Source organism: Endozoicomonas sp. 2B-B (assembly GCF_053470045.1).
The window spans coordinates 5,875,685-5,900,152 of the sequence record NZ_JBLZMU010000001.1 but is presented as its reverse complement, the minus strand read 5'-3'; the positions used below and the strand labels follow the sequence as shown (position 1 = coordinate 5,900,152).

The 24,468-nt window shown below is 47.0% G+C and carries 19 protein-coding genes and 1 riboswitch; of the genes, 6 read left to right on the top strand and 13 right to left on the bottom strand.

Annotation, left to right across the window (positions count from 1 at the left end; translation table 11 throughout):
- Window positions 1–177 precede the first annotated feature (177 nt).
- Window positions 178–3,348, top strand: coding sequence for a bifunctional proline dehydrogenase/L-glutamate gamma-semialdehyde dehydrogenase PutA (putA, locus tag ACOMHB_RS21845; protein ID WP_448218192.1), 3,171 nt, complete (start codon window positions 178–180; stop codon window positions 3,346–3,348).
- Between the two features lie 330 nt (window positions 3,349–3,678).
- Here the strand turns inward: putA and pilB are convergent, their stop codons facing one another.
- From pilB to moeA, 6 genes are all read right to left on the bottom strand, one after another.
- Window positions 3,679–5,382, bottom strand: coding sequence for a type IV-A pilus assembly ATPase PilB (pilB, locus tag ACOMHB_RS21840; protein ID WP_422135218.1), 1,704 nt, complete (start codon window positions 5,380–5,382; stop codon window positions 3,679–3,681).
- Between the two features lie 260 nt (window positions 5,383–5,642).
- Window positions 5,643–7,253, bottom strand: coding sequence for an esterase-like activity of phytase family protein (locus ACOMHB_RS21835; RefSeq protein WP_422410251.1), 1,611 nt, complete (start codon window positions 7,251–7,253; stop codon window positions 5,643–5,645).
- A gap of 588 nt (window positions 7,254–7,841) precedes the next feature.
- Complete coding sequence (locus ACOMHB_RS21830) at window positions 7,842–8,597, bottom strand: hypothetical protein (RefSeq protein WP_448218191.1); 756 nt, start codon at window positions 8,595–8,597, stop codon at window positions 7,842–7,844.
- 237 nt (window positions 8,598–8,834) lie between these two features.
- Entirely contained in the window at window positions 8,835–9,581 is a 747-nt protein-coding gene (locus ACOMHB_RS21825; protein ID WP_448218190.1) for a TonB family protein, read from the bottom strand.
- Between the two features lie 105 nt (window positions 9,582–9,686).
- Window positions 9,687–10,856: a Na/Pi symporter gene (locus ACOMHB_RS21820; RefSeq protein WP_422135214.1), complete on the bottom strand. Its 1,170-nt coding sequence runs from the start codon at window positions 10,854–10,856 to the stop codon at window positions 9,687–9,689.
- Window positions 10,857–11,094: 238 nt separating this feature from the next.
- Complete coding sequence (gene moeA / locus ACOMHB_RS21815) at window positions 11,095–12,333, bottom strand: molybdopterin molybdotransferase MoeA (protein WP_448218189.1); 1,239 nt, start codon at window positions 12,331–12,333, stop codon at window positions 11,095–11,097.
- 154 nt (window positions 12,334–12,487) lie between these two features.
- A riboswitch (molybdenum cofactor riboswitch) is annotated at window positions 12,488–12,642 on the top strand.
- Here moeA and moaA point away from each other — a divergent pair.
- Window positions 12,631–13,611, top strand: a complete 981-nt coding sequence (gene moaA / locus ACOMHB_RS21810) for a GTP 3',8-cyclase MoaA (RefSeq protein ID WP_448218188.1) — start codon at window positions 12,631–12,633, stop codon at window positions 13,609–13,611. It overlaps the preceding riboswitch by 12 nt.
- Window positions 13,612–13,644: 33 nt before the next feature.
- On the opposite strand, the gene ACOMHB_RS21805 is transcribed toward moaA, so the two are convergent.
- The 5 genes from ACOMHB_RS21805 to ACOMHB_RS21790 form a co-directional block, all read right to left on the bottom strand.
- Entirely contained in the window at window positions 13,645–14,244 is a 600-nt protein-coding gene (locus tag ACOMHB_RS21805; RefSeq protein WP_448218187.1) for an RING finger domain-containing protein, read from the bottom strand.
- A 201-nt stretch (window positions 14,245–14,445) separates the two neighbouring features.
- A complete protein-coding gene (locus ACOMHB_RS25760) occupies window positions 14,446–14,637 on the bottom strand; it encodes an RING finger domain-containing protein (protein ID WP_487247191.1) in 192 nt (63 codons plus the stop codon).
- A gap of 760 nt (window positions 14,638–15,397) precedes the next feature.
- On the bottom strand, window positions 15,398–15,922 hold the full coding sequence (locus ACOMHB_RS21800; protein ID WP_448218665.1) for an RING finger domain-containing protein: 525 nt from the start codon (window positions 15,920–15,922) through the stop codon (window positions 15,398–15,400).
- A 275-nt stretch (window positions 15,923–16,197) separates the two neighbouring features.
- The gene (locus tag ACOMHB_RS21795; protein ID WP_448218664.1) at window positions 16,198–16,479 is read right to left on the bottom strand and encodes an RING finger domain-containing protein; all 282 of its coding nucleotides are present in this window, start codon (window positions 16,477–16,479) and stop codon (window positions 16,198–16,200) included.
- A 552-nt stretch (window positions 16,480–17,031) separates the two neighbouring features.
- Window positions 17,032–17,598, bottom strand: coding sequence for an RING finger domain-containing protein (locus ACOMHB_RS21790; RefSeq protein WP_448218186.1), 567 nt, complete (start codon window positions 17,596–17,598; stop codon window positions 17,032–17,034).
- A gap of 356 nt (window positions 17,599–17,954) precedes the next feature.
- On the opposite strand from ACOMHB_RS21790, the gene ACOMHB_RS21785 reads away from it, so the two are divergent.
- The 3 genes from ACOMHB_RS21785 (at window position 17,955) to ACOMHB_RS21775 (ending at window position 21,576) form a co-directional block, all read left to right on the top strand.
- Window positions 17,955–18,530: a lysophospholipid acyltransferase family protein gene (locus ACOMHB_RS21785; RefSeq protein ID WP_422135205.1), complete on the top strand. Its 576-nt coding sequence runs from the start codon at window positions 17,955–17,957 to the stop codon at window positions 18,528–18,530.
- Window positions 18,531–19,249: 719 nt separating this feature from the next.
- On the top strand, window positions 19,250–21,052 hold the full coding sequence (locus tag ACOMHB_RS21780; protein ID WP_448218185.1) for a DEAD/DEAH box helicase: 1,803 nt from the start codon (window positions 19,250–19,252) through the stop codon (window positions 21,050–21,052).
- Between the two features lie 143 nt (window positions 21,053–21,195).
- Window positions 21,196–21,576, top strand: coding sequence for an SET domain-containing protein (locus ACOMHB_RS21775; protein ID WP_422135203.1), 381 nt, complete (start codon window positions 21,196–21,198; stop codon window positions 21,574–21,576).
- A 456-nt stretch (window positions 21,577–22,032) separates the two neighbouring features.
- Here ACOMHB_RS21775 and ACOMHB_RS21770 read toward each other — a convergent pair whose 3' ends face one another.
- Together ACOMHB_RS21770 and ACOMHB_RS21765 are read right to left on the bottom strand one after the other, a co-directional pair.
- Complete coding sequence (locus ACOMHB_RS21770) at window positions 22,033–23,046, bottom strand: IS110 family RNA-guided transposase (RefSeq protein ID WP_448215063.1); 1,014 nt, start codon at window positions 23,044–23,046, stop codon at window positions 22,033–22,035.
- Window positions 23,047–23,359: 313 nt separating this feature from the next.
- Window positions 23,360–23,491, bottom strand: a complete 132-nt coding sequence (locus tag ACOMHB_RS21765; RefSeq protein ID WP_422135202.1) for a hypothetical protein — start codon at window positions 23,489–23,491, stop codon at window positions 23,360–23,362.
- 176 nt (window positions 23,492–23,667) lie between these two features.
- Here ACOMHB_RS21765 and ACOMHB_RS21760 point away from each other — a divergent pair, with 176 nt between their 5' ends.
- Window positions 23,668–24,414, top strand: a complete 747-nt coding sequence (locus ACOMHB_RS21760; protein ID WP_448218184.1) for an META domain-containing protein — start codon at window positions 23,668–23,670, stop codon at window positions 24,412–24,414.
- Window positions 24,415–24,468: the final 54 nt, after the last annotated feature.

Genomic DNA, 24,468 nt, shown 5'->3' with positions numbered 1-24,468 from the left:
AATCTGTCTTCTGTATCTGGGAATTCTGTTTGATTTTGTGCATGATTGCGGGCTGGCCAAAAGCCACTGGAGGCTGCTCATTTGCCTTAATTGGAGATGTCATCGTCATAGGCATTTCCCGATTAGATTGATCATACGGCACAGGATCAGGTTTGCCGTCATTGGGGGAGACACCGCATGTTTGAGGCTAAGGCCTTATTTGAGCCTGAATTCATCCAGCAGAGCCCAACCAGGCTCTGGAAGACTATCTCTCCACAATACAGTGTGGATGAGTCAGCCTTACTGGCACAGCTGGCCGATTTGGCCAGACCCAGTCCGCAGCAGCTGGCTGTGGTAACCCGACGAGCTACCGATCTGGTCGAGCAGGTTCGAGCCCGGGAAGATTCCATTCATATGATTGACTCTATGTTGTTGCAATACAGCCTGGATACCCGTGAAGGTATTCTGCTGATGTGTCTGGCAGAAGCCCTGATGAGAATTCCTGACTCTGAAACCGCCGATGCCCTGATTCGTGACAAACTCAGTGTCGCTGAGTGGGAAAGGCATCTCAAACAGAGCGATTCGCTATTGGTGAATGCCTCCACCTGGGGTCTGATGTTGACCGGTAAAGTGGTGACATTAGGCAAATCGGAAGACGGTCGCCCGGCTAGCGTGATTGGTCGACTGGTTAAAAAAATGGGTGAACCCTTGATTCGTCAGGCTGTGAACCAGGCGATGAAAATTATGGGTGAGCATTTTGTACTGGGTCGCACTATTGCAGAAGCACTCAGGAATGGTCGAAAGCCAAGAGAGAAAGGTTACACCTATTCTTTCGATATGCTGGGTGAAGCAGCACTGACCGAAAGCGATGCTCAGAAATATCTCGCTTCCTACCTGACTGCTGTCAGGTCCGTTGGTCAGGAGCAGAAGGGTGGCTACAAGGGCCCTCGTCCCAGCGTTTCGATCAAACTTTCTGCCCTGCATCCCCGTTATGAAGTGGCCAATGAAACCCGTGTCTTGAAAGAACTGTTCGACAGCGTGCTGGAACTGATTCGCACTGCCAGAAGCCTGAATGTGGGAATCACCATTGATGCCGAAGAGCAGGACCGCCTTGAGTTGTCTCTGAAACTGTTCGAGAAACTCTACCGTCATCCTGATTGTCAGGGATGGGGTGCTTTCGGACTGGTTGTACAGGCTTACGGTAAAAGAGCACTCCCCGTTCTTGCCTGGCTGGCAGCTCTGGCAAAAGAGCAGGGTGATGAAATTCCTGTGCGTCTGGTAAAAGGTGCCTACTGGGACAGTGAAATAAAACTGTGTCAGCAATCCGGCTATTCCGGCTACCCGGTATACACGCGCAAAGAAGCAACAGACGTTGCTTATCTGGTGTGTGCCCGTTTTCTGCTGAGTGATCCTGTTAAAGGGGCTATTTATCCTCAGTTTGCTACCCACAATGCTCATACTGTTGCCAGCATTCTGAGCATCGCAGAACATAAACATTATGAATTCCAGCGTCTGCACGGAATGGGTGATGCGCTCTATAACACGGTACTGGATCAGGAAAAACCGGACGTTCGCATTTATGCACCTGTGGGTAGTCACAAAGATTTGCTGCCCTATCTGGTGCGTCGACTTTTGGAAAATGGTGCTAACTCCTCTTTTGTTCATCGTCTGGTGGATGCCAGGACACCCGTAAAGGACCTGGTTCATCATCCTGTCACTGTGCTCGAGAAGCATAGTTCTCTGGCCAATGACAGAATTCCTTTACCGGTAGCTATTTTTGGAAAAGACAGAGTTAATTCCATAGGTGTCAATATCGATATTGAGTCACAGTGGCAGCCGTTTTCTGAATCTGTACAGAAGTTTATGGGCCAAACGTGGCACAAAGGTCCCGTGATTTCCGGCCAAAAGGTTGAAACTGAAAAAGTGGTTGATCTGCAGTGTCCTTACCAGCTCAGCGAGCTCGCAGGTCGTCTGCACTTCGCCGGAGAAAAGGAAGTGGACCAGGCTATTTCAGTGGCTCACAAAGCGTTTGACCGTTGGCACAAGATACCAGTAGAAACCCGTGCCCAGAGTCTGGAGAAGTTGGCCGACCTGCTGGAGGCCAACCTTGAAGAGCTGGTGGCACTCTGTCATAAAGAAGCGGGTAAAACGATTCACGACAGTATCGATGAAGTGCGTGAAGCGGTAGATTTCTGTCGTTATTATGCCAACCAGGCGCGTGAAAAATTCTCAGCACCTCAGGTTATGCCAGGACCTACCGGTGAATCCAATGAGCTTTACCTGACCGGTCGAGGCGTCTTTCTGTGCATCAGTCCCTGGAACTTCCCTCTGGCTATTTTCCTGGGTCAGGTGGTTGCCGCGCTGGCCTGTGGTAACACGGTTGTAGCCAAGCCCGCAGAGCAAACCACTCTGATTGCTGCACGAGCTGTTGAGATGATGCTGGAAGCCGGCGTGCCTGCCGATGTGATTCAACTGGTACCGGGTGAAGGTAAGGATATTGGTCATCAGTTGACCGCTGATCCTCGTATTGCCGGTGTTGCTTTCACAGGTTCAACCCAGACTGCAAGATTAATAAACCAGACTCTGGCTGCGCGAGAGGGCGCTATTATCCCTCTGATTGCCGAGACCGGTGGTCAGAATGCCATGATTGCAGACTCTACTGCTCTCCCTGAGCAGGTCGTTAATGACGTTGTTCAGTCTGCTTTCGCCAGTGCCGGGCAACGTTGTTCAGCGTTGCGAGTGCTCTATGTTCAGGAAGATATTGCTGATCGTATTGAAGACTTGCTGGTCGGTGCGATGGCAGAACTGAAGGTGGGTCACCCAGCCCTGCAGGAAACAGACCTTGGCCCTGTTATCAGTGAAATCGCCCTTAAAGGACTCCAGGCTCATATTGATCGCATGAAGCAGGAAGCTCGCCTGATTGCCGAAGTGGATTTGGGGGCTGAATGCAATGAAGGTTACTTTATTGCGCCGGTTGCCTTTGAGATTGAGAGCATCAGCCAACTGGAAAAAGAACACTTTGGCCCGATTCTTCACCTGATTCGCTACAAGGCTTCTGAGCTGGATAAAGTGATTCAGGAAATCAACGGCACAGGTTACGGTCTGACTCTGGGAGTGCATAGCCGCAACGAAGCGACCTCCTCCTACATTGAGCAAAGCCTTAAAGTGGGTAATGCCTACATAAACCGTAATCAGATCGGTGCGGTGGTCGGTGTTCAGCCATTTGGTGGACAGGGACTCTCCGGTACCGGTCCAAAAGCCGGTGGGCCTCACTACCTGTATCGCTTTGCTACTGAACGTACCCGCACCATCAATACGACGGCTGTCGGAGGTAACGCCACACTGTTGTCCCTTGGGGCTGGTCACTGATCGTCATTGCCTGCTCTTTAACTCTGGTTCCCATGCAGAGCGAGGGTGTCGCAAAACTCCAACAGCTCGTTCTCACGCTCTGAAGTCGTCATTCCCGCGAAGGCGGGAATCCAGCGCCAACGGTGGATCTCTGCCTTCTCGGGGATGACAAGGCCAGGGGGACACCGGGCAGTATGGTTCTGGTGGAGAGTCAGTGTGGATTCCCGCCTTCGCGGGAATGACGAGAATGAAGCCGGCAATGATGGGAGTCAACGCGTTCCCACGCCGGAGAGAGTTTTGCGACATCCTCTCAGAGCGTGGGAACGAGTTGACAGGAGGTTGGGAAATCAATTACTCAAGCGTTACCCGGTTAGCTTCTTCGAGACTGGTCACACCCTCCAAAACCTTTAACAGTCCAGACTGGCGAAGGTTATTAAATCCTTCTTTCTGTGCAATTTCGGCAATCTGGAGGGAGTTGCCCTCTTCCATAATGATTTGCTGCAGAGCCGGTGTGATCTTTACGACTTCATAGATACCCACACGGCCTTTGTAGCCCTTGCTGCATTGATCACATCCCTTGGGGCCATAAATTTTGGCATACTTGATCTGCTCTTCGGTAAAACCTTCTTCCAGCAGTGTTTCTTTTGGGATGTCTTTTATTTCCTTACAGTGGTTGCATAAGCGTCTGGCCAGACGCTGGGCAATGATCAGGCTGACAGAGGTGGCAATGTTGAAGGAAGGAACCCCCATGTTTTGCAGACGTGTCAGTGTTTCCGGAGCGCTGTTGGTGTGTAGCGTGGACATGACCATGTGGCCTGTCTGGGCCGCTTTGATGGCGATGTTGGCCGTTTCAAGATCTCGAATCTCCCCCACCATAATGATGTCAGGATCCTGACGAAGGAAGGCTCTCAGAGCTTGAGAGAAATCCATCCCCTGCTTCGGATTAACGTTCACCTGGTTGATACCTTCCAGGTTGATTTCTACAGGGTCCTCGGCGGTGGAAATGTTTCTTTCCGGAGTATTCAGAATATTCAGCCCCGTATAGAGAGAGACGGTCTTACCGGAACCGGTGGGTCCTGTGACCAGAATCATACCCTGGGGTTGGTGCAAGGCTTCCATGTACATTTCTTTTTGGGTTTTTTCATAACCCAGGGCATCAATGCCCATTTTGGCACTGGAAGGGTCGAGAATCCGAAGTACGATTTTTTCACCCCAAAGGGTAGGCAGGGTATTGACCCGGAAGTCGATGGATTTGCTTTTGGACAGGCGCATTTTAATACGACCATCCTGGGGCTTACGTCGTTCTGAAATATCCATGGCAGACATTATCTTCAGACGGGATGCAATTCTGGGTGCCAGGCCAGCAGGTGGTTTGGCGGTTTCATGAAGAACGCCGTCGGTGCGAAATCGAACCCGATAGGTTTTTTCATAAGGTTCAAAGTGAAGATCCGATGCGCCTGATTTGATGGCAATGAGCAGCATTTTATTCACGAATTTTACGACAGGGGCATCGTCATCTTCCCCTGCTACTTCCTCATCGTTGTCTTCGACGGCACCCACTTCCAGCTCTTCAAGGTTATCAAATTCCTCATCATCGAAATTCGACAGGGCATCAACATTGCTATCCAGCAGTTGATCAATGAATCTGTCCAGCTTGTCTTCTTCAACCAGTACCGAATCCACCATAAGACCGCTGCTGAATCGGATTTCATCAATGGCTGTATGATCACTGGGATCAATTACCCCGACAAACAGTCTGGTCCCCCTCTTTATTAACGGGATCAGTTTATGCTTGCGAATCAGCTTTTCCTGAATCAGTTCTTTCGGGATGTTTTCAGGGTCAAAGGCATCAAGATCCATAACTGGCATGCCAAATTCTTCTGCGGTAGCCAGGGATATGTCTTTGGCGCTGAGTAAATTCTCCTGGACCAGGTAGCTGGCAAGGGGCTGCTTTGTTTTTTCTGCCTGTGAAAGTGCGGAGCGGAGTGTCTTTTCATCGATCAGCTGGTCGACAACCAGTCGAGCAGCCAGTCCTGTCAAAGGTTTATCGACCATGCCTTGTCTATCCGTTTATTGTTCTTGGGTCTGTTCTCTGATTTCTACTATATCAGCACTGAGACGAGAGCATAAACAGGATATTTCATAAAGTGTTGAAGAAGGTGTGGCGTTCACAGAGTATACGGTCTGGTAGAAGGAAGCTGAATTTTATAATGTCGGAGTCTGACAATGAACAAAGCCATTACCAGGGGGATAATGGCTTTTGCGGCACTCTTGTACATTTTTTACATGCTTTTCCAGATGCCAGGTGTCGGATTTTATTTACTGGCTGGCAAGGTAAAATACATGAGGCGGGTTGGGGTGCCCCGTTTACTATCTTCACCGTCATAGTAACTGACCAGCATAAATGTTTTGCCCCCTTGTACCGTTTCGGGACCCCGAGCAATCGCCTCAAAAGAGGTTTCGTGAATATCAAAGCCTATTCCATCTTCGAATAATTTCAGGGAGTCCTCTTGAAGGCTGTCAAAGATAAGGGTCTTGGACATAAAGTAGTCTGGTGCATCCATGAATGCCTTGTTCAGCTCGTTGTCAGCAAACATTTCACTGCCTTTGACATTCTTGCCACTGCTCAGGTCGACCAGATAAACCCGGGTAATAAAATTGGATTCAGAACTTCGATAAGGGAGCACTGTTTTCTCAAGGAACAGAGCCTCTTTCTTATTGAGAACCGCAATATCGCTGACTGTACGAATCGGGCTGCTCTTCAGCTGTTTCATTGCAGAAGGGCTTAAACCCAGAAGAGAAAAGTTATAGAGCTTCTCTGACAGAATTGTTACTTCACCCTTGGCAGGAAGCTGTTGGCTGTTCAGGTATTTTCCTGGCAGCGGTTCGCCATTGTTAGACAGTTGTTCTGTAGTAAAGGTCACCACCCTGACAGGTGGGACATGTTCATTGATATTCCATTGTTTGGCATCCTGAACCAGAGCTCCGGCGGTTGCTGCAACGTAATGGTTGCTCTTGGGAATACGGTCAAGACTTTTCACACCTAATCCCTGTTGAATACCCTTCAATCCCATGTGGAAAGGAATCCAGTTGTTGTTTTCAAAATGTTTAGGCAGTTTGAATGCGCTATCTACCTGACCGGGTCTGTGATCATTTTCTGTGAGCAGGAATTTTGATGACAGTCCGATATCGACGTGGTGAACACCTTTGGAGAGTTGCAGGGGAATTTCCCTGAAGGTATGCAGGAAGGCTGCCGGAATCAGATCAAGCACAGGTACAGGGAAGAACTCATGGGCATCATACCAGGCTTTCAGAAAACCATTGTTTCGGGTGGCCAGACTGGTTTCGTCACGATTCGCGTGCCTGTAGCCGTAGCCTGCATAGGCGGGGATGTCGATTGCCCTGTAGTCAATAACGCCGGTAACGCCTCTATCACTCTGACTGGAGGAAATCATCAGCTCACCGTCTTTGGTCAGAGTGATGGCGCTGGGGGCAATATGACCATCGTTCAGCCAGAGGGGATGGGTTTTGGCATTCTTGCCTTCGGTGATAGGGTATTCGAACACTTCACTGGGTAAAGGTCCGCCGTGATTAGGATTCTGACGATCCAAAACCACCTTGCTCATATCCAGCTCGTAGTAGTGGGGCTTGGAAAAGACCCCCCAGCCATGACGACCGGTGAAGCCTGCTCCGGCATCTCCAGAAAGCAGGTAGAGTGTCCCTGTTGAACCATTTCCGACATGAGCGAAGTGAGCACCAGTAATATGAGTGACCCTTTTCTGGTCGTCCGGGCGCAACAGGTGACTTCCCAGATACCTGACGCTTTTATGAGGGGCTAATTTCCCTGGGGATTCTGCTGACCATCCGGGAGTCGAAAGAGTCAAGCAAAGCGTTAAGCCAACCAGGGCACTTCTTCTTTTCATCATTGATAAAAACACCTGAAATGAAACAACCCCATAAAGATAGCCATAATTTTTCATTGCAGGTGTATTTTTGACTGAAGTCGCTTCTAAAGCACCAGAGACGGGAAGGGAGTACCTGAAAGTCTGATAGTCAGGGTTTGATTGGGTTGCTTGGGCAAGTGAGCCATCGATCACAAAGCTCTCGGTTTTAGCAAAATCGTCGTAAACCCTCGCCCAATCGGGCGGGGATATAAGACGGGAACGCAGAGCGTTCCGGTTGAGTATTTGTACGTAGTTGGTTATATTTTCTATCGGTCTGTCTCTATGCAGAGACTCACGGTGACGAAAACCAAGCACTGTTAACAAAAAATTAAGGCAGAGACAACTGCCCAACCGCCCTTGAAGAACCAGACGAGCCCATACCTGAGTGACCCGTTAAGGCTGCGGCAAATCAAACAAAAGACCAATAAATAACCGAGGGGCACCCGGTTACTGCCGATGGAGGCTTCTGTGTAAGTCCAGTCGCTATAGGCTGGCTGTAGCCTGTGAAGTCAGAAGCCTCGCCTGACAAGGCGGGGAGTGTCACCAGGTTTATCTACCGGCTTATTCGATTCAGTTACAATCAAAATAAGTCAAAGCCTGCTCTAAAAATAATTTAAAGCTGTTTGGAAAAGACTTTGTAAGAGTCGTTAATTCATTTAATAGCTTATTTATTTCTTCCAGATAACTCCAAGTCTCGGATACGTCAATTGTGTCATTCTGGTCAAGATATTCTTTTAGCTTGTTGTTTAAAATCTGGTATGACAAGGCTTTCTGTGAAAATTCAGAACTATCTTTATCCGCCTTATCAGCTAATTCCGTTAGGGTGCCACACTTGTGCTCTTGAAAAGTGCCTGAAAAACTTGCGTCCCCAGAGACGCCAGCAACACTAAACAGCCTAACCATTGCTACTGATTGCCCTGGATTGCCAGCTGAAACTTTCATCCGCTCAAAAGCCTTTTTTGCTAGCAATTCAGAATCATTCGTGACTGTTTTTGTGAGTGTGGCTAAATAAGCTTTGCGCATTGATAACGATGAAAAAACTCTCTCTAAAGATTCGTTCATAGATATTAAGTGAGGAATGATGGTGAAAATGGACTGAGACCCAAAGGTTGTTATGATAGTTTGAACTCTTTCAGCCAGTTCCAGAAACTCACTTCCTCTCCTGTCCATGTCATCTATAAGCTGTCGTCCTTGCTTTAAGTGTTCTTCGCTTATTCTAATCGCAAAGACAAAGGGAGATGAAACGATCAATATAACCGAAATAAAAACTGTGGTAAAAGTTTGCATAGGTGTTTCAACTTCTTTTCGGTTTGCATTTTTGCTCATGTTCTGCCAGTTAACCCCTGCTTCACCACGCGGGCAAAGCACGTCGGGAAGAGAGGTGAAGCCTCGGGATAGAATTGGCAGAATTACGCGATAACTATAGTGTAATTAGTGATGGCCGGGTGGTGATGTGATGGCAGTGAGGCCCTGATACGCCAGGTAAATCTCCGGGAACCTCTGATGCGTCGGCAGCTACAGCGAAATTGTGAGATTGAGTAATGAACTTAAGGAGCTGGCCGGTCACAGCAGCTGATATTTAATGGAGAGAATCACCGTAACCGATTTCTTGTGAGGTGTCGGTAAGGGCAGGGAGCGCTCAATGGCTTTCAGACTACTGGCTTCGAATGCCTTTTTACCGGCCAGTACAGTCGCCTTTTCCAGTGTTCCGTCAGAGTTGATTTCAATTTTGATTTTTACTTCTCCTTCCAGTCGCCTTCTTTTAGCCTGGTAGGGATACACTTTGTAGCGATTGATCCGGTATTGAAGTTGAGCCACCCATTTCTGAAATTCATCAGGCTCCAAATGCCCGGCTTTTGAAGTGATGAGTTCTTCGACGGGCTCTCCCGATGTCTGCTGGTTGAGAGCAGATACCGGAGGCTCACCCGGTTTTGCGTGCCTGTGTTTGTTTTCTTCCTGATTGGCCGACTCTTGCTGAATCTTTTTCTTTTCGGCTCTGGTCGTTATGACTTTCTTGTTCTCTGCTTTTTCAGCCTGTTCTGTTTTTTCAGTGCTTTGAATGTGTTCAGTGTTTTCAATCTGAGAATCTGGCTTTGTCAATTCCGAGTCGGTCATTGCTTCTGTAGCGGTCAGGTTTTTTTCAATGGCAGGTGTTATGTCGGGTTGATGAGACACCAGTTTGATTTGAATGCCGGGTGATTTTGCAGCAGTCAACCAACTACTCCCGCTATAGCCCAAAAGTAAGGTGTGAAAGACAACTGACAACGTCAGGGGGATGACCAGATGCCTGATGGTGGTTTCCTGTTCCATGATTGGCAACCCAAAGAGCATAGCAGTTTAAACAGGAATTAAAGAAACAGGTCTGTAGAGGAAACCCCGACATGGTCAGGGCTTCTTAAGAATATCAGGAAGGCTTTACCGGGCTACCAAAATCCCGAGGCCCGGTATGACAAAGAAGGCCAGCAAAAGATACAGGAATGCATAAGCGCGGTTTTTTATAGCCAGATCAGACAATTTTTCTGCAGCGTAGAGAGGAATCTCACGGAGCCACCTGATGCCATAGATAAGGGCTACGGCAAACACGTTGAAGAACAAGTGTACCAGAGCAATGGTCATTGCGTGCTCTGCGTCTGCACCGACGATGGCCGTTGCTGAAAGCAGCGCTGTGATGGTTGTACCGATGTTGGCACCCAGAGTAACAGGGTACATCTGACGAACGGTGAAGACGCCACTGCCTACCAGAGGAACCATAAGACTGGTGGTAGTAGAAGAGGATTGCACCATTACGGTCATAACAGTACCGGAGGCAATACCGGAAATCGGACCACGACCAATAGACTTGTGCAGAATGTCCCTGGCACGTCCCACCATAACTTTTTTCAGCAGCTTGCCCAGTCTTACGACCGAGCTGAAGATAAGGAAGATACCGAAGGCGATCATGGTCAGGCCAGCCAGTGTGCTGTCGGGCAGGAGGCCTGCAAAATCCTTGACAATATTCACGGCCGGCTTGGTCAGGGGTTTGACGAAATTCAGGCTGCCCATATCAATAGCAGAGCCACCTACCAACAGTGCGGCTACGTGCTGTGAAATATCGCTCAGGAAGCCGGTCATCAATTCCAGAGGCAACAGAATCAGAACCGCCAGATAGTTAAAGAAGTCGTGAACTGTCGAAGCAGCAAAAGCTCGCTTAAAGGATTTGTCGCAACCCATGTGACCCAGACTGACCAGAGTATTTGTGATGGTGGTACCAATATTGGCTCCCATTATCATGGGGATCGCCATCTCTACCGGCAGGCCGCCAGCCACGAGGCCAACGATAACAGAGGTTACTGTACTGGAAGACTGAACCAGAGCCGTGGCGAGGGTACCGGCTATCAGTGCCAGCATAGTGTTGTTGGCAAAGCTGAACAGCTCTGCAGCTGCTTCTGCGCCACCTACGGCCATTTTAAAACCAGAGCCCACTACACTGACGGCAACCAGGAGAGCATAGATCCAGAGGATAACTCTCAGCCAGATACGGCCATAGTGCCTGCTGGTGTATTTATAGTCAGCTTTGGTGCTGGCTTGACTAGTTGCTTCAGACATTTTCTGCACCTTGGTGCTGTGTGGATAGAGATGATGGCGAAAATATAGGTGTTTTGTTTCAGAAATATTACAGTTATGACATTTTTTTGAAATATTTAAAAACCCTCCAGGACCAGGGCAAAGACTGCAGAAATATGACAGTGCTCGTTTTCGGGGCAACCCTTTTCCATGCCGGAACCCGGAGGTCCCAAAAGCATGGGAGCCAGAGTGATGCGACAACCTGCAGAACAGGGAGTAGTTACCTGAGAAGTTTATCGAACAACTGCACTCTAACCGTTTCTCCTGCCTCAATATTTCCCTGGGAAGCGGGCAAAATGATGTAACAATTAGCCATACTCATGGATCGGAGAATCCCCGACCCCTGACTGCCCGATGTGACTACCTCGGCTTCTCCTCTCTCGTTGGTTGAGAGAATGCCCCTCTGGAATTCCAGGCGACCGGGTTGTTTCTTTAGGGGAGTGAGGCACGTTGCTGGTAGTTCAGCAGCAGGAGTTGGTTCTGCTCCCATCATATGTTGCAATGCGGGCGCTGCCAATTGTTGGAAAGTTACCGTAGCGGAAACCGGATTGCCGGGTAGCCCAAAGAAAACACTGTTGGGAAGTTTACCAAAGGCAAAGGGTTTGCCGGGTTTAATGGCCAGCCTCCAGAACGAAGTATGGCCTATTTCACTGAGAATATCTTTGACAAAGTCGACGTCACCTACGGATACCCCACCAGAGGTGACAACTGCATCAGCCTGCTGATCAGCTTTCAGAAAAGCTTTCCGGATCTCGTCGCGGTCATCATGGAGTTTTCCAAGGTCAATCACTTCTGCACCCAGTCGCTTGAGCATCGCTGATACTGCAAACCTATTGCTGTCGTATATATTACCTTGTCCGAGAGTCTCGCCGGGCAGCTTCAGTTCATCACCCGTGGAAAAGAGCGCTACTTTTATTCTGCGAATGACTGGAACTTCAGGGATTCCCAATGAAGCCAGCAGACCTATATCCTGGGCTTTGATGATGTGTCCCTTTTCAAAAACCTGACAACCTTGAGGAATATCTTCACCGGCACGGCGAACATTATTGCTTGACTGAGAGGGTAGCTTGCTGAAAGCAATACCCTGTTCGGTTATCTCGGCCTGCTCCTGCATGATGACCGTATCGGCACCTACAGGAATGGAAGCACCTGTCATGATTCTTATACAGTGGCCAGGGGGCATAGAACCCTGATAGGGGTGCCCGGCCAGAGATTTTCCGGCCAGCGGCAGTATTGAATGTGGTGCCAGGTCACTGAAACGGACTGCATACCCGTCCATGGCTGAATTATCATGGGACGGAACGTTAACCGGCGAAATAATTGCCTCAGAGATAACCCTGTCCAGGGAGTCAGCCAGAGCCACTGTTTCAGTTTCAGTGACGACCGGTGTTTCTGTCATCAGTTTCTCAAGCCCTTCGTGCAGGGGCATGAGCCCCGGGGCAGAACAGCAGTCAGTCATTGAAAGGTCTCCTCGATACAGTTTTTGAAACTGCTCTTAAAGTAAAAGCTATAAATGAATTCAGCAATCTGTTTCTTGTTATTTGTATCACTCGATATTGTCCTTTAAGGCATGGCTATTTTGTCGGGTTAGGGTTAGGATGAGCCCCTAATTAATTTTAATAAAGCGCCGAGCTTCGCAACCTAACCCTCACCATGAAGGTACGGTTGTCTGGCCGTGACCTGATGCGTGTTACACGCAGGGTTGCCAGGGTTCACACAGAAATGTCTGGGCCTCCCGTGTTTGGAAAGGTGTGAAATGCGACCATTACAAGACCAACAGGGACGAACGTTTCCCTATCTCAGACTGTCTCTGACTGATCTGTGCAACTTCACTTGCAACTATTGCCTGCCTGATGGCTGTGATGAGCATCGTCACAAGCAGTCGCTGGATGTTGCCGAAATTAAACGTCTGGTGACCGCTTTTTCGGCGGTGGGTGTTGAGAAGGTTCGCCTCACTGGCGGTGAGCCTACCCTGCGCTCTGACTTCAGGGATATTGTCAGTACTCTTAAGTCCATTCCGGGGATTCAGAAAGTGGCTATGACCACAAATGGTTACAAAATGGACCAGAGAATTGAGTCCTGGCTGGCTGCTGGTGTTGATCAGATTAATGTCAGTATCGACAGTCTGGACCCCCGAGCCTTTGCAGCAATAACCGGGCACGACCGCCTTCAGGAAATACTGGTGGGTATTGACAAGGCCTTCGCAAAAGGTCTTCCTTCTATCAAGGTCAATGCGGTTTTGATGAAAGGGGTCAACGACATCCAGCTGGAGGCGTTTCTGGAATGGATTAAGCACCAGCCTGTTACCATGCGTTTCATTGAGTTGATGCAGACGGGTGATAATAGTCGCTTTTTCAATCAATACCATGTCCCCGGAAAACAAATAAGGGATCAGCTTCTGGAGCAGGGCTGGGTCAGAATGGCCAGAAATAAAGATGCGGGTCCGGCTTACGAATATTGTCATCCTGAGTATCAGGGGCGCATTGGACTGATTACCCCCTACTCAAGAGATTTCTGTAAAGACTGCAATCGTCTGAGGGTTAGCAGTCAGGGGCATCTGCAACTTTGCCTGTTCTCGGAATCAGGCCATGACCTTCGACATTTCTTACAGGACGACAGCCAGCAGGATGAATTGATTCAGGAAATTCGATCAGCACTGAGGTTGAAAGTAGACGGTCATTTTCTGGAACAGGGGTATACCGGAGGTACTCGCAATCTTGCCCAGATTGGTGGCTGATATAGCTCGGCCTTCGCTTTAGGTGACTGGGGGTTATTGTCGGCACACAGGGCACAAAGGAGATTGTGTCGTCCATGCGTGAATGCATGCTGCACAGTAGAAGTGCTTTAAACACTCCCCAGCGGCGATAGGGTATCTTATGGGGTCCATACAAATAGAGCATAATCCGCCAAAGAGTTTTACTGCCAGATAGTCAGTAATTCTTGCTGACAATGCGTGCTCTGTTACTCGGGCAACGAGACTGCAAAAGGCTAGTGGTAAGCTTTCATCACTACTGAAAAATGCTATCAGGTCGTAGATGAAGTTAAAATAAAAGCATGATATTAAGCTTATTGAAAAAGCAAAAGCTAACTCTTGACGAAAAACATTACCCGATTTAAGTAGATGGTAAATTAAAAAAGAAGCACTTGTTGATTCAACTAAGCGTAAAGGTAGCCTGATTTCATCATAATATAACGAGAGAGAAGTTAATAAATTTAACAGGTCCCTGAGAAAGCTCTGTTCGTAATCTTTATGTGAAATAGTCAGGTCGGAATTTACATATTCATCATTATAAGTATTATCTTCAGATCCGTAAGAAGTGCCACAAGATATTAGCAAGACAAATATCACTAATTTGCATAAATAGAGCATATCTGTTGTGTATGGATTTTAGGGAACACTCAGTCAAGATAGATTACGAAGGGTCATGTTACAAATATCGAGCAGGTTTTACCTGCGAGCACCCGCTGAAAATGGCTGGAGCAAAAGGTGCTTCAGCCAAAATCCATTCAGTTTTCGAAATGGATATTTATTGAACGGGTTGATCGCTATTCTATTTATTTTATCGGGAGGTTACTGTCGGCATACAGGGCACAAAAGTGATTGCGCCTCCCATGTGCGAAGGCATGCACTGCAATACCAGTGCCTTCTGCAGCCTGCACAGTTGATAAAGTTACTCATTTGTTCCAGACAAATAGGACATATTCCTGAAAAAAGTTTTACTGACAAATAATCAGCAATAAATAGAGACAATGCGTGCTCCATCCTTTGTGCGATGAGTGTAAATATGAATAATGATAGATCTTCGTAATTATGCTGATTAGTTCTTAGGTCATATGAAAAGTTAGCGATGCCGCTTAATAAATAAACAAAAAAATACTCATGATGAAAAGTACTGCCCAGCTTAAGTAGACAGAAATTCAACAAACAATGAGCTGTCATCTCAGTTAAACGTAAAGGTAGCCTGAATTCATCATAATGCCACGAGAGAAAGGTTAATAAATTTAATAGGCCAGTCGAAAGGCTCTGTTTGTAATCTTCATATGAAATAGTGTGGTTGGGATTTTTATATTCATCATCATAAGTATTATCTTGAGACCCGTAAGAAGTGCCACATGATATTAGTAAGATAAATATCACTAATTTACCTAAGTAGAGCATATCTAATGTTTATGAATTTTAGGGAACAAGCAGTCAAGATAGATTACCAAAGGTCATGTCACAAATATCGAGCAGGCAGCACCTGCGAGCACCCGCTGAAAATGGCTGGACCAAAATATGCCTCAGCCAAAAAACATTCAGTTTCTGAAAAGGGCATTTATTGAACGGGCTGATCGCTAAGTACCTGGCCAGTTGGTTTCGCATATTCTGGCGAGTGGATTTTTTCATCCTTCAAGGCGCAACGACGGGCGCGTAGCCTTAGCTACGCAACCAGAGTTGGAACGCAGAAGGATGGAAAAAGCCGCCGTCCAGAATATGCGAAACCAACTGGTTAGGTACTTATTCTATTTATTTCATCGGGAGGTTACTGTCGGCATACAGGGCACAGACGTGATTGTGCCTGCCATATACTAAGGCAGGCATCGCAAAACCAGTGCCTTCTACAGCCTGCAGAGACGATAGGGTATCTCGTGAGATCCAGACAAATAGGACATATTCCTGAAAAAAGTTTTGTTGACAAGTAATCGGAAACAAATAAAGACGATATGTGCTCTATTCTTTGCGCGGTTAATCTAAATAATAATAATGATGGGTGTTCGTCATTACGATGATAAATTCTTATGTCATATGAAGTGTTAGCGATAAAACTTAATAAAAGACCAAATGAAATAATAACAAGATATTCATCATGAAAACTATTGCCCGGCTTAAGTAGATAGAAATTTGACAACCACAGAGTTGCTATCTCAGTTGCACGTAAAGGTAGCCTGAAATTATCATAATATGACGAGAGAAAGGTTAATAAATTTAATAGTTCAGTCGAAATGCTCTGTTCGTAATCTTCATATGAAGTGGTGTAGTTGGAATTTATAGATTTATCATCATACATATTATCTTGAGAGCCATAAGAAACACCATAAGATAGCATTAAGATGAATATCACTAAATTGCGAAAATATAACATATTTATTGTGTAGGAGTTTTAGGGGACACTCGGTCATGTTAGATTATGAAAAGCTATATCACAAAAAATCAACGCACTGCACCTGCTAGCAACCGCTTAATATAGCTGGGTCAAAAGATGCTCCAGCCAAAAGCCGTTCCGTTTCCGAAATGGGCATTCATTGAACAGGATGACCGCTATTATTCTTTATCATCAGTGGGTTACTGCCGACATACAGGGCAAAAAGGTGAATGTGCCAGCCATTGATTAAGGCAGTCTGCACAAAACAAATGTCTTCTACAACGTGCATATCGGAAAGGTAATCTTAAGGGCTCTAAACAAATAGGACATGATTCTGTGTAAATTTTTACTAAAAATATTAAGGGCTTTAAACAAAAAGAACATGCTCCTGTAACAATTACTACAAATGTTATGTGCTCCGTTGTTTGTGCAATGAATCTAGGTAAGAATAATAATGATCTTCCATGATTTTTAATATTCATGCTTATGTCGTATATAGCATGAAACAAAAAACTTGATCCAAAACTAAATGATAAAATTTCAGTATATATATTACGAGGAGGCTCTCTACCTATTTCAAATAGATGGATACTAAATAAAAGACATACGATTTCAACAGCACGCAGCGGTAGCCTGACTCCATCATAATAATATATTAAGAGACCGCTTAAGAAATTTAACAGGTTACTCGAAGCACTCTGTTCATGGTCTTCGTATGAAATAGTTTGGTTGGGATTTAGATATTCATCATTATAAGTATTATCTTGAGACCCGTAAGAAGCACCATAAGATATCAGTAAGAAAAACATCACTGACTTACATAAATAAAGCATATCTATTGTCTGGGAATTTTAGGGAACACTTGGTCATGGTAGATTACGAAAAGTCATATTACAAAAATCCAGCACGCTGCACCTGCGAGCAACGGCTGAATATGGCTGGATCAAAAGATGCTCCAGCCAAAAGTCGTTCCGTTTCCGAAATAGGCATTTATTGAACAGGCTGACCCGTATTCTCTTTAGTTCATTGGCGGGTTACTGACGACATACAGGGCAAAAAGGTGAATGCGCCCGCCATTGACCAATGCAGGCCGCACAAAACAAATGTCTTGCACAAGTTGCAAATTGGACAGGAAATCTTAAGGACTCTAAACAAATAGGACATGGTTCTGTGAAAAGTATTACTAACAAATGTTCGACAATTGCTAAAGACATTATGTGCTCTATTCTTTGTGCAATGAATTTGGCTAAGGATAATAATGAGATTCCATGATTTTTAACATTCATTCTCGTGTCGTATATACCATTAGCAAGATGGCTTGATGCAAGGCTATATGAAAAAATCATACGACATGTTTTAGGAGTTACTCTACGCATTTTAAATAGATATAAATCAAAAAAAACAACAGCTGCTATTTCAGCCGCACGTAGAGGCAGCCTGAACCCATCATAATATAAAGAGAGAGTGCTTAATAAATTTAACAGGTTACTCGAAAAACTCCCTTCGTAATCTTTATATGAAATAGTTTGGTTGGAATTTACATGTTCATCATTATAAGTATTATCTTGAGACCCATAAGAAGCACCATAAGATATGAACATGATAAATATTACTGATTTGTATAAATAAAGCATATTAATTGTGTGGTAATTTCACGGAGTACTCGGTCATGGTAGATTACGGAAGGTTGCGCAACAAACAATCCAGCACGCTGCACCTGCGAATATCCACTGAATGAACAGTCCTCTTACATCAATGCCTGCAGGGCCTGGCCCGGCTTGGCAATATTTTTCGCGAAATTGGCTAAACATAAAAATGTTTACTGGCGTGTACATTCTGTTTAAGGCAGGTATAATCACGTTCCAAGGCTGGTCGGGCGAATATAATTTTTAAAGACATTTATTTGTTATGGACACTGAGTCAGTCTTGATCTCGACTGCCTGTGGTAACCTTCTTGATGACTCATACGATCTTTGATACTCCCATTATTAATACTCTCTTTCGTTTAATCTCTACTCTGGGTTTGAAGCTTGCGGGCTGGAAGTTGTCGGGTAAAAAGCCGGATGCTCGAAAGTACGTCCTTATTGCTGCTCCCCATACCAGTAACTGGGACTTTATTCTGGTGATTGCCATTGCCTTTAAATTCGGTCTCAAGATTTCCTGGATGGGCAAGAGCAATCTTTTTAAAGGCCCCATGGGCCCCATAATGCGCTGGATGGGCGGCATACCTGTGGAGCGAAGCCGTAATACCGGACTGGTGCAGCAAGTTGTCAACCGGTTTAATGCTTCCGAGGATCTTATCGTTACCATTCCTCCCGAGGGAACGCGCAGCAAGGTGGGCCAATGGAAAAGTGGTTTTTACCATGTTGCGGTTGGAGCCGGTGTCCCCATTGCTCTGGGATTTCTGGATTTTAAAACCAGAGTGGGAGGTTTCGGCCCCATGTTCTTCCCTTCGGATCACTATGAGAGTGACCTGAAAAAAATTCAGCACTTCTACCAGGGGATGACGGGCAAAAGGCCTCACAGGTTCTGAAAGGAGCCCGCAGTGTTCTTCGCGCGTTTTGCGTAGCTGAGGTCAATGGCTGCAAATAGTAACGAGTAGTTGTAAATCCTCCTGTCCTATCGGCTAAATACAGGGAGGTTGCTTGAAATACAGCTATCTATGTTGAGCGAATAGCGATAGAATAATCGACCTTTTGTGGAAGGGCTGTTAACAAGACCTTCCAGGGAGACTGGCCGAGAATGCTCTGCAGGCGTTCCCGGGCTGCCTCCCAGATGTCCTGGTACTCCGTTTACCTCTGTGATCGGTTTGCATATTGAACTCTCATCGGATGCCGATCCTGTCAGTTCTTTCGAGATCTTCAACGAAGTCATGGACACCCAACTGCCATGAGTGAGAAGGCCACCGCCTGTTTGTGAACCCGGTGGCCGGAACATGGTTAATAATCACTGCGCGTTACGAAAAGGACCGTGCGGTGGATCAGTGTGCATGGGAGCCTGTTTGCAGGCTCAGGTCGCAAGGTCCGAAAAGAACGATCAACGTTTTCATTGAATTATTCAAGCTAAGCAATCACTTGTCTGACTCTCTGAAATCTGTCCTGTTCCACAGAACATGGTGACCGACTTTCTACCCGCGACTGGCCCATGGGTGATTCTCACGGCTTAAGACCGGCACTACCCCGTCGGCTGCCTGTCAGAGTATCTAAAGGGAGAACACTGATTGTATCAATGCCTAATTTTTTGGAGTACTTGATGTCTGACGACACAACCCCTGCTGAGTCAATAATTACCTTCGCTGAACTGCCTCTTTCCCCGGCAGTAATCAAGGCGGTACAGGATGTCGGTTATGAAACACCTTCTCCTATCCAGGCTCAGAGTATTCCCCGGATTCTTGAGGGCAGAGACCTGCTGGGTCTGGCTCAGACCGGTACTGGCAAAACTGCCGCGTTTGCCCTGCCTATGCTTTCCAGCCTGGATATGAAGGCCAATGATCCTCAGGTTCTGGTGCTGACACCTACGCGCGAACTGGCCATTCAGGTGGCTGAAGCTTTTCAGCGTTACGCGCGTCACATGAAGGGCTTTCACGTGCTGCCGGTTTACGGTGGGCAGGATATGCGTGGTCAGCTGAGAGGCCTCAAGCGTGGTGCTCATGTTATTGTAGGCACGCCGGGTCGTGTCATGGACCATATTCGCAGAGAGAGCCTCAAGCTGGATGCTTTGAAAGCAGTTGTTCTGGATGAAGCCGATGAAATGCTGCGCATGGGCTTTGTCGATGACATTGAATGGATCATGGAACAGACACCGGAAGAGCGTCAGGTGGCCCTGTTCTCTGCCACTATGCCCAGACAGATTCGCAAGATAGCGGATACGCACCTGAAGAATCCTGCCACTGTTGAGATTAAGGCGAAAACCGCCACTGTTGATACCATCACCCAGAAAGTCTGCATGGTCAGCGGCTTCCACAAGCTGGACGCACTGACACGAATCCTTGAAGTCGAACCTTTTGATGCCATGATAATCTTCGTGCGCACCAAAACTGCAACCGTAGAGCTGGCTGAAAAGCTCGAGGCCAGAGGCTTCGCTGCTGCTGCATTGAATGGTGACATGAGCCAGGGGCTGCGTGAAAAAGTAGTAGATCGACTGAAGAAAGGCTCTCTCGATATTCTGATCGCTACAGATGTTGCGGCCCGTGGTCTTGACGTTGAGCGAATGTCTCACGTTGTAAACTACGACATTCCTTATGATACAGAAGCTTATGTTCACCGTATTGGTCGTACTGGCCGTGCAGGTCGTCAGGGTGTTGCTATTCTTTTTGCTACGCACCGTGAGCGTCGTATGTTGCGAGCTATTGAACACGCCACTCGCCAGCGCATTGAAACTATGCGTCTGCCGTCTATGCGTGATGTTCGTGATATGCGCATTCGTGCCTTCAAGGAAGAAGTGGTGAAATCTCTGGAAATGGGCGAAGAGCTGGATGTATTTCGTGAAATCATTGCTGAGCTGGAAACCGAACATGCTCTGAGCCACGAAGATATGGCCGCTGTTCTCTGCTTTATGGCCCAGAAAGATCGTCCGTTCCCGGATGGTAAAGAGCCTGAGCGTCCACAGCGTGAGCGACGTGATCGTGGAGACAGAGGCGATCGTGGTGAGCGCGGTGCGCGTCCACGTCGTGATCGTAAAGAAGACAATGAAGGTATGGTTCGTTACCGTGTTGATGTAGGTCGCGATCAGGGCATTACCCCCGGAGACCTGGTCGGTGCGATTGCCAACGAAAGTAATATTTCAGGCAAGAATATCGGTCACATTCGCCTGTTTGACACCTGCTCTTCCGTCTACCTGCCAGAAGGTGTGGATGCTTCCATTCTGGATGCTCTGAAAAACGTCAAGGTCCGCAACAAGGCTCTGGATCTGAAAATCTGGGCTGATGACGGTCGTCGTGATCACAATCGTCCCCGACGTGGCCGTGGTCGTGATGGCGAAGGTTTCAGAAGAGATCGTGACAATCGTGGTGGGGACCGGCGTCAGGGTTCTCGCAGGCCTCGCCGTGAAGCATAAGTCAATCATCTTTCATTGATTATGAAAAAGCAGAAGTCTGGTACTTCTGCTTTTTTTTGGGTGGAGCACTGCAAAAAGACAATTAACAGACCACTAAAGGGCAGGTAGACTGTCAGGAAACAAAAATTAAAGAGGTCTCGCTTATGCTGTACGTAGCATTTTCTGGTTCGAAAGGGCGAGGAGTCTTTACACGTAAAAAGATTGAGCGAGATACAGTCATCGAGCGTTGCCCTGTTCTTGAATTGCCTCCTGAAGATCTTGAACACATTGATCAAACGACGATATACAACTACTACTTTTCCTGGGGTGAGGCAATGGATTCAGCCGCTATTGCTTTGGGGCTGGGTTCAATTTACAACCACTCTTATACACCCAATGCACTCTACCGATATGATATGGAAGATCGGGTGATTGAATTCATTGCCATTAAAAAAATTCGACCCAATGAAGAGATAACAATTAATTACAACGGCTCACCGAACGATCAATCACCTCTTTGGCAAGGAATTCAATGGGAGCCCTGAAAACCCAGCAGCCTGTCGGACTTAAGCGTCCGTAGTGGGGATTGCAAGAAACAGGGATTTTTAGACCAATTTATTGCAACCGCACGACTGCATGGATGCAGGAGCTAGAGAAACGCAGGAGCAGTTGCCGAGTAGGACAGTCTTAAGTCCGACAGGCTGCTAGGAGCCTTATATGGTCCGCCCCGTTTTGCAAGAGCCTGTTTTGTTAATTAGCAAACAAAGATAACTGCAATCATATATACGGCCTATTCATGAGGTCTAACCCTCTGGCCCTGATGGGTATCCGCGCAACCTGGCCTTATCAGTCCGACGGCCTCAAGGGTCAAGGCTCCTATCAGGTTTCAGGTTGCCGGTTTTTACCTGTTTGCCATCAACTGTACATGCTCATCGCAATCTGCGGGGGGGTCCCCTTTGATTAAGCTTATGCTTTACTTTGCCGCTGCCGCCTTTACTTCATTATGCAGCCTTGTAAACTTCATTTCGGGTCATGATGACCCAGACAATCCGAGCCATTTTATTAGCCAGACCAACGGCGGCAACGTTGTGATTGCTGCGCTCATTAAGTTGGCTAACCCATTTTTTACAGCGGTCATCCTTATTTTTGAGGCAGTGGAGTACCGAACGTGCGCCGTGTATCAATAATGTGCGCAGGTATTTATCACCCCGTTTACTGATGCCCAGCAGGACTGACTTACCGCCTGTGGAATGCTGTCTTGGAACTAATCCCATCCATGCGGCAAGGTGTCGACCAGATTTAAAATACGTCGCATCACCAATGGCTGCCTTCAATGCTGTGGCAGTGATGGCTCCGATACCCGGCATAGTCATCATTCGACGACATTCGTCGTCGTTTTTTGCTAGCTCCTGAATTTTCTGGTCATACTGTTGAATACGCTTGTCAAGACTGGCCAACTCTTCTGATAAACCATGTAGCAGCTCACGAGTCAGCGAATGGAGTCCATTTTCAGCATCTTCCAGAATTCGTGGAAGCTGTGCACGAACTTTACCAATACCCTGGGCAACTACAATACCTTCTTCCAATAGTGACCCCCGGATCTGGTTAACCAGGGCAGTTCTCTGATCAACCGCTTGTTGACGATAGCGGTGCAGAAGTTGCCAGGCCTGCTGCTCTGACGTTTTAACAGGTACAAAACGCATGCTGGGCCGTGAAGCTGCTTCTGCAATCGCTTCAGCATCGTTGTAGTCATTTTTGTTGGTCTTGACATAAGGCTTGACAAATTGAGGTGAAATCAGCTTGACAGTATGCTCATAGTTCTTGAATAACCGAGCCAAATAGTGAGCACCACCACAAGCTTCCATAGCGATAATGCATGGCTCCAGATTTGCCACGTACTCTAGAAGGTTCTTCCTGGACGACTTCTTTCTGATGACTTTGCTACCCTGCTCATCAACACCAAACAGGTGAAAGTTGTTCTTGCCAATATCGATACCAAGTACTGAAATAGTCATGGGTGGTTCGCTCCGGTTAATCCTGTTTAAATGGTTAACTCCATTTTGGCTCATTTGAAGCCGTTTAGGAGGGGCGGACCATCCCATTAGACCGAGAATAGCGCCCGTAGCGAGGACGGCAGAAAATTGAGGATGAAAATTCGGTTTTGTGAGGAGAATAGCGAGCTATTTGACGAACAAAAGCGGATTTTCAGACCAATTTGCTGTCGCCGCAGTAGGGCAGTCTATTCTCGGTCAGGCTCCTAGACACCTGAATTCAGGTGTCGTCAGTTAGCGTGATTGATTTATGTCGTGAATCATTTGGCTGCTACACTTAGTGATGTTTTACCTTGAGGTGGTCAGCCAGACGAGTATCGGTCGATGTTCTACTGTTTGCTACTTCTTTGTCGTGTATAGGTGGCGCTTCTATCCGGGTTAATGATGTCACTTCATTCGTGGGTTTCATTAGGATGCTGTATCTTTGTATCGATCCGTATTCCGTATATAGCTCCGTATTTTGTGTCAGGCCTTGGTAATAAAGGTTTCTGGCGGTTTTCAATGAGCAGCTTCAGGGTTTATGTTCAGGCTTTTATGCCGGGGCAGAAATCAAGAACCGTCTCACGTGAGGTATAAGGTAGAATCATGAGAAGCATGGGCCGTTATGTTCTGGTGCTGGCAGCAGGAGGTTTTCTTGTTGCCTGTAGTACACCGGACAAGAGTGTGGTGGTAACACCCACCGACGTTGAGGGTAAGACCTGGGTGCTGCGTTCCCTGAATGGCGTGCCACCGGTTAATGGCAAAAGAGTCACTCTTGAGTTTCAATCTGCTTCTGGCAAGGATGGTCAAATCAGTGGTCGTGGCCCTTGTAACGGTTACTTTGGCAGCTATACGATGCAACAGGATGAGTTGCAGTTTGGCAGAGTAGGTTCCACTATGATGGCCTGCCCGGAACCTTACATGAAACAGGAAATGGCTTATTTCAAAGGGCTTCAGCAGGTTGACACCATGATGTCCAACGGCCTGGTAATGACTCTGAAGGGGCGTCACAATGATGAGACGATGACGTTTTTTGCAGAGAGTGCCAAAGTGAGAGGGATCATCAAATCATCCACAGGCAGTTTCCCGGCTGGCGCAGATGTTCTGATTTTGATGAAAGATATCAGCAATAAGGATAAGCATTCGAATCTGATTGGTGAGAAAAAAATCAAGCTGAATCAGCGTGTTGATGGACCCTTAAAATTTGATGTTCCTTATGCGCCTTCACTGATTCAGCCAAACCGTACGTATTCTGTCTCTGTAGAAGTCAGACAAAATGGAAAACTGGTTTCCCACACTACTTCTAACAAAATAATTGATTTCTCCAGACCTCTGGAATTCAAAGGTCAGTGATCACGGGCTGAAAGTCAGGTTCAGAATTTCAGCCAGACAATAACCTGAACTCGC